Genomic DNA, 14,802 nt, shown 5'->3' with positions numbered 1-14,802 from the left:
GGTTTTTCTGATGCAACCGTTTTACAAAAAAATTCTCGCATTTCGAGAGCGAGCCCCAAATCATACTGTATGTCATTGATTTTATTAGATATAGCGCCACGATCAACAGCTTCAATTTCGACCCACCATCGACTCTCAAACTTAAAAATATTACGAATTGATGTACGGTAACCCCTGCCCTGCATTAGCGCCTGCATCCGCTTCGCCGAATCTATGTTTTCGAACACACCAAATGACAAAGCTCCATACAAATCTTCCTGCGTAATAATAAAGTTATCAACACCTTCGTCCCGAAACTTTCGATGCTCTTTTAACGATTCAGCGTAACTGCCAAACGGACCATAATAGACCCAGTAACGCGGCGCCTTTTCGCGATCTCGCTTAATAAGAGCCACACGTCGGTTCAACTCTCGCAATCGAACGTCAAACTGTTGCGCCACACCCTCATCGAAAATTGGACCCAGCAAAAGACAACCAGAACCCAACGGAGAGACGGACAACTCAATGACATTATCTGCCACCTGATACTTCGGACCAGCTTTCAGCTGCCTTTCACCACTCCAGTGCCATAAAGCCAAAACGACATTTATGGTAAAAAGCAAAGCTAGCCAGCGCATAACTTACACCCACCCCTTAGTCGCCAGGATGAACAACCCATCAAGAACTAAGTCCCCGACAAAATAACAATCTTCACTCGCCAATAGATCCTTCAAATTACTCGCATCGCCACCCGTAATAACAAGATCCAAGCCAGCCGCCTTAGCACTGCCCACAAACCCCCGCATACTTTCGATAAATGCTCTCATAACCCCGCGATCAACACATTCTCTTGTCGATAATGCACCTACAACCCTTTGTTTAAATCGATAACCGTCAGCGATTTTTGACGTTTTCCCTAACAACGCTTCACGCATCATTTCAAGCCCCGGCAATATATAACCCTCGACCTGTTCACCCGATTCATTTAATACATCCACAGTAACTGCGGAGCCAGCATCTATTACCATAACCCCTACAAAGCGATCGCATTCTGAAACTAAGCTGTATGCCGCCAACATTGCCAAGCAACGATCAACCCCCTGCGTTTCCGGATTCTCATACGCGAACCTAACAGGGCCGAACCGCTCAGCAGCCGCCGCCTGATATATATCCAACTCAGGATAGGTCGTACTTATGTCCTCTACCAACGCATTAAACTCACGCCCCTGACGAACCGCTGCCAACTGGACTTGATCGATGCCACCGTCCAAGCAAAGCGAACTCATTTTAAATTGATCCAATCTCGACGATCCGCGAGCAAAGACTTCTCGATCATTAATGAGCCTCCATTTGAGGCGCGTATTTCCAACATCGAACTGTAATATCAAAGCGGCCTCACACTTAGCTCACCTGCATGAAAAGACTCGAGGCCTGACGTCGTTTCAAGCAACAATGCACCGTTTAGATCAACACCTCGAACAACTCCCTCCACATTAGGACCATGCAATATCACCGACCTTCCTATTAGGACATCCAAAACCGCGTACCTTCCAATAAACGAAGAAAAACCTGATTCAGCGAATTCATTTAAACTGGACACCAGCTTATTCACGAGCCTTGCAGCCAGATCAGAGCGCCTAAGATCGACATAATCGGACAGACACGTCCACGGCTGATCAATTGCCACCCCCCCTTTTGGAGACATATGCGTATTCAAGCCCAACCCAAGAGTCACCCTCCAACTACTCGTAACCTCCCCTTGTAGCTCAACCAATATTCCCGCTACTTTCTTGCCATGAAGCCAAACATCATTAGGCCACTTCACACCAACCTCCTGATACCCCTCCTCTACCAATAGCTCAGCAACAGCGACGCCAACAACAATACTTAAACCCTGTAACTCAGATGTGCCTTTTACCCAATCGAAACACATACTCAAATAAAGGTTCTCAGCAAAAGGACTAGACCACACCCTCCCTCTTCGACCTCGCCCAGAGGTTTGCTGCTCGGCAAACAATATAGTGTAAGGAGCATCCACTCCAAGGTAATTGTGGACGTCGCTATTCGTCGAAGAACAAGATAAAACATGATGGAGGGATACAGACTTACATACAGACGCAGACAAAGAGTCCTTGACGACATCCATATCAAGAAGATCGAGCGCCGCTAAAAGACGGTAACCTTTACCCCGATGACTTTCATACTCCAACCCGTATTCACTTAAATGGTCGAGCGCCTTCCAAATCGCGGTGCGACTAACGCCAAGCTGAGCACCAAGTTCGGAGCCAGAATGAAACTGACCATCCGAAAGAGCATGAATGAGGGAAGAAATATGCATAGCTCGCCGCCTTGATAAAGACAGCGATTATAACGAGGATAAATTTACAGGCGCAATGCGGTGCGAGGTATTAGTCCAGCGGAGTCATTGTAATGTCGCTGGTCACATCAAAGTTCTGCAACTTCAAGCCATGCAAAAGAGTAGCCTCACCCCCAGTAGGGTGAACAAGGTCAACCGAACCAAAATCTAGCTCTTTAAATTGCGTGCGTGTACGCAGCGCCATTGCAACTGGCAAGTTTTCCCAATCGGCCGCGGTCATATCTGCCGGATCGACGTAACGGTAAGTCCCGTCTCCATTGACCACCTTGATGTCACCGCGATTACCAACAACACCATTACTATCCGCGCCAGCTTCTTTCTTAACAACATACGCCGAAGCTATATCAACATTCTGCTCCGACTGAACACCAAAAGTATCACTGATACCATCCCCATCATTCGTCGTGAAATTGTCAAAAACCAGCTTGATGCCGCTATCATTAACGACTCCTGCGGTACCCTCTCCGCTGCGTCCAGTCTCCCAAGTAAAGCGATTACGTTTGCCCTCGGCCTCTACGCTTTCCTTGAAAAACCTCTTCGAAGTAATCGTTAGACCTTGCTCTCCACGATCTTCCCAACGCCCTCCATCACCTTGACAGCTTACGCTATCGATACCGGTTCCGCCGATACATACAGCACCCGCCCCGCCAGCTGAGAACACCCTCTCCGATCCAACCTCATAGGTTTCAAGAACCATTCGGCCAAAACTCGCCCCACTCAGCTTGTCCCCTATGCGAAAATCAGTCACATCCATCCGCGACCAAGTTTCGGACTCATAGATAGCGAGCCCATCCTCAGTCACATCGAGAAGCATGTCTCTTAAGTGACGATCCATATTAAGGCCGGCCAACCAGAACCCTTTACCATCCGTCTGTTTATAAGTTGCCATCAAACCATCTCGCAACTCTATATCCGCATTGATCGCGATCCCTTCATCGCCAAAACGACCACCCGGACCCAGTGTTATTTGCCCGTTTAACCGACCTTCCAATTCAGGATATAAGCCTAGCCCGAAAAGCGAACCAGACACACCAGGAATGGCATAAGACGCACTAAGCTCTTCATTATTAAGGCTACTCCCGTCAGCAGAACGACCAAAACGGAAACCTTCACTCCTGTACGCAATATCAAGATCCTCGAAGCCAATCCTTAGGCCATCATAAAACTGCGTTGAACCAAGCACACCATCAGACGTAACATCAAGAGTGATATCGCCATCAATATAGGCTTCTATACCGCTATACATCAGACCAAAACCGTCCTCCACATAGACTAGGTTGGACTCATTATTTGGGCTAACAACACTTAACTCAGTATCAATGCGCAAGCCCTGGTAACCCGAATCAACATTTCCACCAGCCTGCAACAGGAGACGATTACTCCGCGCCGTCGCATCATACACACCATCTGCTAGCAACAAATTAACGCCTAAACCTCCCAAGGATTTAATTGGAGCCGAAGCATTTGCCTTATATGCATCAATGTTGTCTTTCGTCTCGCCAAGAACAATCGCATCAAAGAACAATCCCGCTTGTAAAGTATCGAACCCCAACGCCAAACCGCTACCATAATCTCGGGCTGGGTCGATTAACGCGTCAGGATCCTGATTTAACACATCAATCGTTAAGTTCGACAATGCAATCGTGCCCTCGCCACCTAGCGCGCCAAACCAATAGCCCAAATCAGACCAGTTGCTATCATCACCCCATGCAAGATCCCAACTACTGATCGTAGTCTGCATATCTATATTGAAGCCTTCAACACCATCTCGCCCTCCAGCCGCTATCTGAATCGCCTTGCTAAGGGACAGCTTGGTCCAGAGACTGCCATAACTCGGAAGAATAATTCCACTATCCACATCGGCGGTAACACCATGGTTATTCGGATTGGTACTTAAGCGTACCGCATCTACTTTTAACTCTGCATCCACGCTGGGCGCGACATACTCTATTTCTCCAGTCGCTCCGTTGAAGTCTAAAGTCGTTCCAGGGGCTGAATAGTCGAGAGAGAAGTTATCCAAAAAGAATTCGTTTCCGTTCGTCCTGTAACCCAACCGACCATTCGTAAGATTAAAAGCAACATCGAAGACATAGGCGTTTGCATTCGCTCCAATAAGCGTCAAACCATCGATCTCAAAATCCAAAAACAAACCGCCAATACTTGGTGCACCAGCAATCGCGGCAGTCAAGGTATCGCCAGGGTTGTCGATAAAACGAATTTCTTCTACCTCTATGCGCGCTTGATTACCAACCGTCGAAACTGTCGCATCGTTATTAACAACAAGAGAATCTGTAGTGTAGTCGAGGGACAATCGACCATCTTCGAGAATATCAACTAAGATACGAGCCTTGAATGTATCATCCGGGCCTGCAGCCCCCCCCAAACGAAAACCCTGAAAAGCGATGCCAGAATCATCATCAAAATAGGCAATTTCGGCGACACGCGTGTTATCTTCAAGGCTCAATGTAATACCAGACTGACCACTCACTCCGGACAAAAAATCATCCTCCAGAGCCTGCATCTCACCCACAGCGCTGCCCGCTAAAACCATCAAAGGCAAGCCGAATACTTTAGTCACGCTGTGTAGTCTGAAAAATCTCATCAACTCAATCCGTTGGAAAAACAAGCAGATTACCTTTCAATACGGCTTCGCCACTCATCTCAACGCCGAACAAATCCACCTGTTCAAAGCCAGCCTCAGTTGGCCGTTCGGTCGAACTACCCGCCAAGGTAAACTGAAAATCATCAAAGCGAATTGTCTCAGGCAAGCCGATTTCTAAAACATCCCTATTGAAGAGAGCACCATCACCACCAAAGCCTGAGTTAATTTCTCGGATCTGCATGGTAAGCCCCTCAAAGGCAATCCCGCCACGAAGGTTGTCGATCACAAACCAACCGCCATTCTGTTCGGTCTGCAAAGCGATACGAGCCCCACACACCTTACTTGCATCTGTACACAATCCAAAATAGCTATCGGCCAAAGGGCCTCCAGTCTCATTAATGGAGATATCTCCTGAGAGATACACACCGCTCTGCCCAGTCACCTCAGAAAGAGACTCGTCCTCAATCGATTGCAACTCAGCAAGCACGCTGGTCACCGATGTAAAAAACAGCATCAAAGCCAAACCAACTCGAATCATGGCTCTAGATCCCTAAAACGCACATCAAGATACTGAATCAGTATTCCCTCCACTTTAGCTGAGCCAAGGCTCGTGCCACCGATATCAATATTATCGACAGAGATATTAGATCGGTAGTCCGGATTACTATAATAGTCATCATAAAAGGCGTACGCGATATCTCCTTGCGCCGAACCATCCGACTGGCCAGCGGTATCAATGTTAGCAAGATAGTCCGTCGTCATTTGATCTATCTGGAAGGTCAACCCGCCCGTTAGGTTATCAGCACCGATATACAAAGGCTGAAATGTATTCCCCAAAGCAAGCTCAAGCTTAAAGTCGCTCATGGTCATTTTAGAGGTGCAAGCTGAATCTGAAACGGCACACGTTGACACTTCGAGAGCCGGAGTATAAAAATTCAGTCGAAACTCCGCAGCCATGCGGGTATCTTCTCCCCACAATCGAATATAAGAGCCGTCAAAAACTGCGCTTGCAGCATGGACATTAAAGTGTGTTTGCGCTTGCCCAAGATCATTAATCTCCAGCTCCACACCTAAGTCAGGGCGCTCACCAGCTAAAAACCCCGCGTCAGCAGGGCGGCTAGAGCAAGTGCCGGAACCCTGGAGGGCCGCAGGATCAAGACAATCATATCCCTGAGCAACATCCACCATTCGGGGAGCCGCGATTTCAAGAACCCCCTTCCCTGACAAACCAATATCATCGCCATTAAGTAAATCGATTTCGTAGGGGTTATCAAGGCGACCAAGATTCACGCCATCAAGCACCGCACCATAGTCACTGCCGGAACGGGCGATGTACATTTGATTTACATTGATCGTGACCGGGTTACCATCAGAATCTGTCACACCTGAAATTCTGAAAACTTTCCCCTCAGATGGATCGTGCCCATGACTAAAAGCAAAATCCTCCATCACAAAACCGATCCCCGCACCATCAACTTCCGACAAGTCATCATCGGTCAAAGCGGCGAGTTCGGCGCTCAAAGGAGCGGACCAAACGATCGAGATCGCTAGCGCAATAGAAACATTACGAAGACAGCTAAAAGCCCAATATACATGCAACATAAACGGAATCAGCGTCCTGATTTATCAAGAAGAGCCATTATAAAGAGAGGAGAATTTAAACATGTGAACTGAAACCATTCTTCACAGTCGTTCACAAATTAGGCAGAAGCGGCCGTTTATTGCGACCGCCCCGAGCAAAGACCATCTTTAACCTTGCTGAAGGAGGTTCCGCAAATCAATAATCGCCGCACTTGCACGAGACACATACGAAGACATCGTCAACGAGTGATTAGCAAGCACGCCGAAACCGGAACCATTCAACACCATCGGACTCCAAATTTGCTCCTGCGTCGCCTCGAGCTCCAAACGAATCTGCCGCAAGCTTACCAATGCGTTTTTGTCACTCAACACCTTTGCGAAATCATGCTCCATAGCACGCAACATAATAATCAATGCCCATGCCGTGCCCCGCGCTTCGTAAAATACATTGTCGATCTGCATCCAAGGCGTTTTACTTTCCTTAAAACCGGCACTCGCCGTACTCTGTTCAGCACTCCCATCTCCGGCCAAACCCATATCCAAAGACGGACGACCAACACTTTCACTTAAACGCCTAGAAAGCCCTCCCAAACGGTTTTCAACCTCTGACAACCAAGCACTCAAGTTATCTGCTCGCGCATAGAACTGCGCGTCAGGGGCAGAGGAGTCAGCTAACCGGGAAAGATAATCTTTCACCGAATCAATTCCACTCTGGTACTCTGACTCAGAAGCAGGGAGAGCCCAACTGTCGTTGTCAAAGTGAAACTGAGGCTCTGCCAGCTTTAAGCTGACGTCTTCTTGCGACTGACTTTGAGAGCGACTAATTTCTTTTCGCATCACTCTCGCCAGATCACGAATCTGAACCAGCACGCCAAACTCCCAGCTCGGCATATTGTCCATCCAGACACCTGGCGGAAAAATATCGTTCGAAATATATCCTCCAGGCTTGTTGAGCAATGTTTCAGCCACTTCCACTAAACTGGATGTTGTCGCAACCCCTACTGGTGCAGAATCTAACGCCAAGCCCGCTTGGCCCTGAACAATCTTTTCAAGCGGCAACAAGTCGGGCTCACTACTCCACCAAAACGTTAAAACAAGCACCAAAACCAGATATATAGAAATAACGATAGAAAGTGGCCGGCCTAAACCTCCCCCAACACCTGAAATCATTTCGGTAAAACGTGACAAAATCGATTCCTCATCTTAGAACTGAGCTAAAGTAGGTCTTTGAACAATATATCCTGTCGCAGCATCAACGCCTATCTCTCGTATCATTGCGAGCTCATCTTCGGTTTCTACACCAATCGCGACGACTTGAATATTCTGACTATGCGCTATTTGAACTGCCGCTCTCAAGAAGAACTGGTTCTCCTGATTTAAGTGGATATTACGAATAAAGCTTGGATCAATCTTCAACGCCGTCACTTTCACTCTCTGGAGATAGCTAAACGGAATCGAAGAGACCCCAAAGCGATCAATGCACAAACCAAACCCCCATTTGCGCCCCAAATCACAAAGTTTGAGCAAGACACCTTCACCAAAACCAAGTGCGTGCTCCGGCACTTCAAAAGTGACTCGCGTTAGAACCGTTCTGTGTTTTTCCAGTTGCTGGGTGAGCCACTGCATAAACACTTCGTCGGCAATAGCCGCTTCCGAAAGAGTGATATTGTAATGCTCTTGACTGTCACTCGAGGCCAACGCACTTAGCACTAACTCAACAACCAGCTGGTCAAACAGAACCATCAAGCCAAACCGTTTAGCCATCGGCAGAAATGTTGCTGCCACAACCAGCTGACCATCAACCTCGATTCGAGAGAGCACCTGCTTGTGGCTCAAGCTATGGTCGATAAGCGATCTGACCGACTGCTCATAAAAAGTAATCTGATTGCTGGCCAGCACTTCTTGCAAGATTTTCTGCCAGTGGTTTGCTTGACGCACCTCCTCAGAGAAGCCCTCACTTCCCTCTGAGACGTAACGCCTCCAGCCAGAAACACCCTTCTCCTGCGACTGCCTGAGCGCAAGATCTGTTTTTGAAAACAGGCTCGCTACAGTCTCGGCTTCGTTAACTGAAGCCAGCCCTATGTTGACCCAGTCATCTCGCAAGGCTTGGCGAAGAATCGTCAAGCCTAAGAGTTTAGAAAGCACTCGTTGAGCCAAATTCTCCGCGTCGTCCACGCTAACACCAGGCAAGAAAATACTAAACTGGGCTCCCGTTCTTCTCGAAATATAAGCGCCCCTATATTCGACAGCGATGTTGCGCAGTAATTCCGCAACCGAAAGCAAAAAATCATCCGCCTTTTGCCTACCATGATCAATATTGATCTGCCCAAAATCGTTCACCATGACCAACACGAGTACACCTACGCCGGAGACAGATCGATCCGTAAGATCGGACTTCAATCTCGAGTCGAAGCCCTCTCGATTAAACAGACCGGTCAACGCATCCTTTCTCGATTGATCACGAAGTCGCTCGATATCGTCCAACTGCTCGTCAAACACTCGCTTCAATTTAACAGACATCTCGTTCATCGAGCGGACCACAGCATCAAGCTCTCTCGTTGCCGGAGGGTCAATTAACTGATCAAAAGCACGACTTGCAATACGATGAGCCTGAAACTCGAGCTGCGAAAGCGGGGAAAGCAATTTGCGAAGGAGAAGATATAAAATCGACAATCCGATCGAAAGAACACTAAGAAATAAGACAAACTGAGATTTAAAAAGCGACCAAAGCTCTTTCTCTGCCAGCGCCGGGTTCGCCTGAACATGAACTGATCCCAGCTGGGTCCATCCAGACATAACCTTGGCGTGACCTACAAAATCCGACAATTTGATGCGACTTAAAAACCAACGAGGCACGCCACTGTCTTCAGACGATAAGGCTCTCTGCACGACAACACGCCCATCTGGGGCACGAAACTCAATCGATGCGTAGTCACCGCTATCAAAAATTGAATCAATCATTCTCTCCTTGGCAACATTAGACTCATCATCTTTTTGGCTCGAAAGAGCCAAACCAAGAAACGTCGCAGCATCCATGGAATAGCGGGCCAACTGCTGATCAATGTAAATGCGCGTATTCGCAAAGTTGAGAGAAGCACTCAGCCCCACCAAAAAAAGCACCAGCGCACCCACGGAGACCAGAACAAGCTGCTTTAAAGAGCGTTTTTTAATTGTTTTATGCATGTTCATCCATTGACGCGGACACGAGCGCAAGTTCGCAATTTCGCTTTAACAATTAGACAGATATGAATTGTGCGCAATAATGATGGGTAGAGACTAACAAATTTTAGAAGCCTAGCAAGACAATTGTTCAACGTTAGACGCAGTGGTAATCAATAACATGGCCGAACCAGCGCTAAAAGAGCAGCTGAGCAACTACATTACACGCAGAGTAACGACTCAGGCCGAAGCAGCCGTGGAGATCTATAAAACATGTGCTGAGAACGGCTGGAGAGATAGCGAACAGGTGCGCCAACTCATCGACACATCTGAAAAGCTCGCAAAGCTATCTCAAAAACTACCGAACAGACCTTTCATTGATAGCGCGCGAAAAATAAGCTCCCTTCTCAAACTTGGAAGCCTTGAAGACAAACCTTCACATAAAGCACTGAAAGGCATGACCGAAGCCATGATGCTGATCCAACGGCAGCTCGCGACAGAGCCTCTTTTGGATCAGCAACAACCCGACATCCCGATCACCAAAATATGTATTGCCACCAATGAGAAAAAGGCCGAACTAAGCCTTCCCGAAGCGATCGACTCCATCCCGGTAAAATACATCAATGACATTCAAAGCCAGATTTCCCCCGGAACATGCTTTGTCATTGGCATCGATTATCAAAAGCGGCGCTTTGGCTTCGAACTTGCTGCAAAGCTGACAAAGCAAAATACCGACGTAACAATCATCTTCTACAGCTCAGAAGAACCTGAGTTTGAATCAAGGTTACTTGCTGTCCGAAGCAAAGCACAGGCGTTGCTAGTCGGGACGCTCAACTCAAGAAACCTGACAAGAGCCATCAATCAAGCCTTCAACACTAACCTCATCAGCAAACCGCTTATTGCAGTAATTGATGACTCCATGTCACAACTAAAGTATGCAGAGAACGCCTTAACGGCGAACCAATTTGACTGCATTACGATCAACCAGCCATCAAACTTATTGCCGAGCCTCGAGCTCAACGAGCCCGACCTACTACTCCTCGATATGTACCTTCAAGACTGCAATGGAATTGAAGTCGCCAAACTCCTCAAGCAACATCCAAAGTGGAAAAACTTACCCATTATTTTCATGTCTGCCGAAGAAGATCCGGCCATCGTTGATGAGGCGAAAAGTCTTAGTAACTCACCCTTCCTCATCAAGCCAGCCAAACCGGCAATATTGGTGAGAGAAATAAACAAATTGCTGAAACACAACAAGACAACTTCCATCTAAATGGAGGGATTTAGCCCCTAAAATAAGCAAAACTGCAGCTATCTTGCATTAACGATTGCGTATCAAGGAAACCAGCACTAAACTTGGCGTCAAATGAAAATTCGTCAGCAAAGAGTGCCTAATGCCCTCCATACTCGTTTTAAACGGTCCGAACCTTAACTTACTAGGCAAACGTGAGCCGCACATTTATGGTTCAGAGACCCTTCAAGACATCGTAACCCGCCTCGAGACGCATACAGAAGGCACGACGTTTTCAATCAAGCATTTTCAAAGTAACGCTGAGCACGAACTCATTGAACATGCACATGGAGCAAGAGAGAGTGACGTATGCGCCATTATTATTAACCCTGGAGCATTTACGCACACCAGCATTGCATTGAGAGATGCGCTTTTGGCAACAGATCTTCCTTTCTATGAAGTGCACATTTCAAATGTACATGCTCGCGAAGAGTTTCGACATAAATCTTATTTTTCTGACAAAGCGGTTGCCGTCATCTGCGGCCTCGGAACTCACGGATATGACGCAGCAGTCCTATCCGCCCTCCGAACTGCGCAATCGTAAGTGGCCTGAGAGAGAAAACTATGGATATCCGCAAGATAAAAAAACTAATTGAACTAATTGAAGACTCAGATGTAGAGCTTCTCGAAATCACCGAGGGAGAAGAATCGATTAAGATTTCTCGCCGCTCAAGTCAAGCAACCGCACACGCCGCTGCACCGACTCCAAATCCTGTCATACAGGCGGCACCTCCAACCACGACGGAACCGGATCAAACAACAGAACAAGCACTTCCTACGATCAACTCTCCAATGGTCGGCACGTTCTATCGCTCCCCCTCACCAGAAGCGCAACCGTTTGTTCAAGTGGGTCAGGAAGTAAATGTGGGTGATGTGCTCTGTATCGTTGAAGCCATGAAAATGATGAACCAAATCGAAGCAGATCGGAGTGGCACGATTTCAGAGATCCTGATCGAAAACGGAGCACCTGTCGAGTTCGATCAACCGCTATTTAGCATTTCGTAATAGGCCAGCCCTCAATCATGCTTAGAAAAGTACTTATTGCGAACCGCGGAGAAATCGCGCTGCGAATTCTTCGTGCGTGTAAAGAAATGGGAATCCCCAGCGTCGCCGTGCACTCCAAAATTGATCGGGATCTCATGCATGTTCGTCTCGCCGACGAATCAGTTTGCATTGGCGGCAATCAGCCCACAGAGAGCTACCTGAATATCCCAGCGATTATCAGCGCAGCAGAAGTGACCAATGCTGATGCTATTCACCCGGGGTATGGTTTTTTAGCTGAGAACGCAGATTTCGCTGAACGAGTGGAGCGCAGCGGCTTTACATTTATCGGTCCAAGCCCTGATGTTATTCGCCTTATGGGCAATAAAGTATCGGCCATCCAGGCAATGAACGAAGCGGGAGTGCCTACGGTACCGGGCTCCAACGGCCCTCTTACCAACAACCCTGACAGATCAAAAGCGATTGCTCAAAAAATTGGCTACCCAGTAATGATCAAAGCGGCCGCAGGGGGCGGTGGGCGTGGGATGCGCGTCGTTCATTCTGAAAGCGCGTTGCTATCCGCAATAGATCTTACCAAACAAGAAGCGAGAAATGCCTTTGGCGACGACACTGTCTATCTAGAAAAGTTTCTAGACCGTCCTCGGCATGTCGAAGTACAAGTCTTGGCTGACGGGCAAGGCAACGCAATCCACTTAGGAGACAGAGACTGCTCCCTTCAACGCAGACATCAAAAAGTCATTGAAGAAGCACCGGCCCCAAACATCAACGAGGCTGCACGGCAAAAAGTCTTTGAGGCCTGCGTAAAAGCCTGCATTGATATCAACTACCGCGGAGCCGGGACGTTCGAATTTCTTTATCAAGACGGCGAATACTATTTTATCGAAATGAACACTCGTATTCAGGTAGAGCATCCGGTAACAGAAATGATTACCGGCGTGAATCTCGTAAAGGAACAGATGAAAATCGCCAGCGGCAAGAAACTAGATCTTCAACAAAGCGATATCAGCTTCAAAGGTCACGCGTTTGAATGCCGCATCAATGCAGAAGATCCCGAAACGTTCATACCCTGTCCTGGCAAAGTCAATGTCTTTCATGCTCCGGGAGGAATGGGTGTCCGTGTAGATTCGCATTTATATAGCGGTTACTCGATCCCCCCCTACTACGACTCGCTGATTGCAAAAATCATCTGCCATAGCGAAGACCGCAACAGTGCATTGAACCGAGTAAGAAATGCTTTAAACGAGCTCGTGATTGATGGCATAAAAACCAACGCCCCTCTTCACCGTATTCTAGCGAATGACCCAGGCTTCGTTAATGTTGATTTCAACATCCACTACCTAGAAAAGCTCCTAAAATCTTAAAGAATCGAGATTTGTATGAACTGGATACAACTGAAGGCTGAGATTAAACCGGAACACATTGAAGCCCTTGAAGAAGGGCTTCTTGCTGCTGGAGCGGTCGCCGTAACGATGCAGGATGGCGCTGACCAACCCATCCTCGAACCTGACCTCGGAACAATGCCTGTCTGGGACAAGACAACACTGACAGCGTTGTTTGAACAAGACTCTGACACACAACGCATTCAGCAAGTTGCCGAAGATGTATTTAAGGTTTATGCGCCTAACGACCGCTTTCCATCCATCCAAGTCGACATACTCGAGAACGAGGATTGGACGCGCAAATGGATCGAGAACTTCAAGCCAATCTCCTGTGGTGAACGGCTTTGGATATGCCCCAGTTGGTGCGAGCCACCAAACCCAGACGCAGTCAATCTGCTATTAGATCCTGGACTTGCGTTTGGAACGGGCACGCACCCTACGACCTTTTTATGCCTTGAATGGTTAGATAAACAGACTTTAAAGGGAAAAACCGTGGTCGACTTTGGTTGCGGCTCAGGCATCCTTGGAATTGCAGCACTATTACTCGGTGCAGAGCGGGTTATCGCGATCGACATTGACCCTCAAGCGTTAACAGCCACCCAAGATAACGCAAAACGCAACCATCTAAACAAAGAAGCAATCGAATGTTATTTGCCAGAAGATTGCCCAGAGCTCAAAGCCGACATATTAATCGCAAACATCTTAGCGCAGCCGCTCTACTCCTTGCGCGACCACCTTAGCTCACTCTGCAAGAGCTCAGCACAAATTGCTCTGTCAGGCATCCTCAAAGAACAGGCGCAAGATCTAAACGTCCATTATCAGCAGTGCTTCGAAATGAACACCCCAGAATTCCAAGAAGACTGGTCGAGATTAACAGGAAAAAAGCACTCCGAATAACCATAAAGGTGAGTACGCAGACTCCCAAAAACGCGCTACACTGCAGATAATAAAGAGTTTTTATTGTCGACGTACAAGGATCCGTTTGCGCATGAACGCTGAGCAATACACGCGCTGCCCGCATTGCAAATCTACTTTTGAAGTAACCGAAAGCCAGCTTTCTGCTGCTAGCGGCAAAGTTCGTTGCGGCGCTTGCATGGAAGTCTTTGATGCTCTTGCCTATCTGATTAACAGCCACGCTGAAAGCGATCGCGAGATAGAAGCAGCCGACATACCAGAAGACGAATTATCCGCAAACGTAGATCGAGATAACACGCCAGATGCACCCGATGTAGCCGAACAAGCTCCCCCTCATCCCGAGGAAGACGATCTAGTTTTCGAAGATTCGGCAGAAGACCTCGAAGAGGCTAAAAACAGCATGTTCGAAGAACAGCTGAGTGACTCTTTAAAATCGATCGACACGAGTAAAGCCCACGCCTTTGCTGCCGAATCCAATGACGATGAAGAGCTTCCGGAAGAAGACACCGACGATGAA

At 47.8% G+C, this 14,802-nt stretch carries 14 protein-coding genes; 6 read left to right on the top strand and 8 right to left on the bottom strand.

Annotated elements, in window-relative coordinates; genetic code table 11:
* The 8 genes from A3751_RS18075 to A3751_RS18040 all read right to left on the bottom strand — a co-directional run.
* The coding region (locus A3751_RS18075) for an SPOR domain-containing protein (protein WP_068458433.1) at window positions 1-617 on the bottom strand (617 nt) is incomplete at its 3' end.
* Between the two features lie 3 nt (window positions 618-620).
* On the bottom strand, window positions 621-1,367 hold the full coding sequence (locus tag A3751_RS18070; RefSeq protein ID WP_068543690.1) for a type III pantothenate kinase: 747 nt from the start codon (window positions 1,365-1,367) through the stop codon (window positions 621-623).
* Window positions 1,364-2,317, bottom strand: coding sequence for a biotin--[acetyl-CoA-carboxylase] ligase (locus A3751_RS18065; RefSeq protein WP_068458428.1), 954 nt, complete (start codon window positions 2,315-2,317; stop codon window positions 1,364-1,366). The genes A3751_RS18070 and A3751_RS18065 overlap by 4 nt, the downstream gene beginning before the upstream one ends.
* Window positions 2,318-2,387: 70 nt before the next feature.
* Window positions 2,388-4,958 (bottom strand): DUF6160 family protein, encoded by a 2,571-nt coding sequence (locus A3751_RS18060; RefSeq protein ID WP_068458426.1) that lies wholly within the window; start codon window positions 4,956-4,958, stop codon window positions 2,388-2,390.
* A 4-nt stretch (window positions 4,959-4,962) separates the two neighbouring features.
* Window positions 4,963-5,496 (bottom strand): DUF6160 family protein, encoded by a 534-nt coding sequence (locus A3751_RS18055; protein WP_068458424.1) that lies wholly within the window; start codon window positions 5,494-5,496, stop codon window positions 4,963-4,965.
* Window positions 5,493-6,560 carry a hypothetical protein gene (locus A3751_RS18050; RefSeq protein ID WP_082863360.1) on the bottom strand — a complete coding sequence of 356 codons (1,068 nt, stop codon included), beginning with the start codon at window positions 6,558-6,560 and terminating at the stop codon, window positions 5,493-5,495. Before A3751_RS18050 ends, A3751_RS18055 begins: the two co-directional genes overlap by 4 nt.
* 147 nt (window positions 6,561-6,707) lie before the next feature.
* Window positions 6,708-7,727, bottom strand: coding sequence for a DUF2333 family protein (locus tag A3751_RS18045; protein ID WP_231871695.1), 1,020 nt, complete (start codon window positions 7,725-7,727; stop codon window positions 6,708-6,710).
* Between the two features lie 15 nt (window positions 7,728-7,742).
* Window positions 7,743-9,722: an EAL domain-containing protein gene (locus A3751_RS18040; RefSeq protein WP_197466475.1), complete on the bottom strand. Its 1,980-nt coding sequence runs from the start codon at window positions 9,720-9,722 to the stop codon at window positions 7,743-7,745.
* A gap of 157 nt (window positions 9,723-9,879) precedes the next feature.
* Here A3751_RS18040 and A3751_RS18035 point away from each other — a divergent pair, with 157 nt between their 5' ends.
* The 6 genes from A3751_RS18035 to A3751_RS18010 all read left to right on the top strand — a co-directional run.
* Complete coding sequence (locus A3751_RS18035) at window positions 9,880-10,971, top strand: PleD family two-component system response regulator (RefSeq protein WP_068458417.1); 1,092 nt, start codon at window positions 9,880-9,882, stop codon at window positions 10,969-10,971.
* A gap of 121 nt (window positions 10,972-11,092) precedes the next feature.
* Window positions 11,093-11,533, top strand: coding sequence for a type II 3-dehydroquinate dehydratase (gene aroQ, locus A3751_RS18030; RefSeq protein ID WP_068458415.1), 441 nt, complete (start codon window positions 11,093-11,095; stop codon window positions 11,531-11,533).
* Window positions 11,534-11,553: 20 nt separating this feature from the next.
* The gene (gene accB, locus A3751_RS18025; protein ID WP_068458413.1) at window positions 11,554-11,994 is read left to right on the top strand and encodes an acetyl-CoA carboxylase biotin carboxyl carrier protein; all 441 of its coding nucleotides are present in this window, start codon (window positions 11,554-11,556) and stop codon (window positions 11,992-11,994) included.
* Window positions 11,995-12,011: 17 nt separating this feature from the next.
* On the top strand, window positions 12,012-13,352 hold the full coding sequence (gene accC, locus A3751_RS18020; RefSeq protein WP_068458411.1) for an acetyl-CoA carboxylase biotin carboxylase subunit: 1,341 nt from the start codon (window positions 12,012-12,014) through the stop codon (window positions 13,350-13,352).
* A gap of 15 nt (window positions 13,353-13,367) precedes the next feature.
* A complete protein-coding gene (gene prmA, locus A3751_RS18015) occupies window positions 13,368-14,267 on the top strand; it encodes a 50S ribosomal protein L11 methyltransferase (protein WP_068458410.1) in 900 nt (299 codons plus the stop codon).
* Between the two features lie 91 nt (window positions 14,268-14,358).
* On the top strand, window positions 14,359-14,802 hold a 444-nt coding region (locus tag A3751_RS18010; RefSeq protein WP_197466474.1), incomplete at its 3' end, for an MJ0042-type zinc finger domain-containing protein.

The organism is Oleiphilus sp. HI0080 (assembly GCF_001635135.1).
This window is presented reverse-complemented; position numbering and strand designations above follow the sequence as displayed.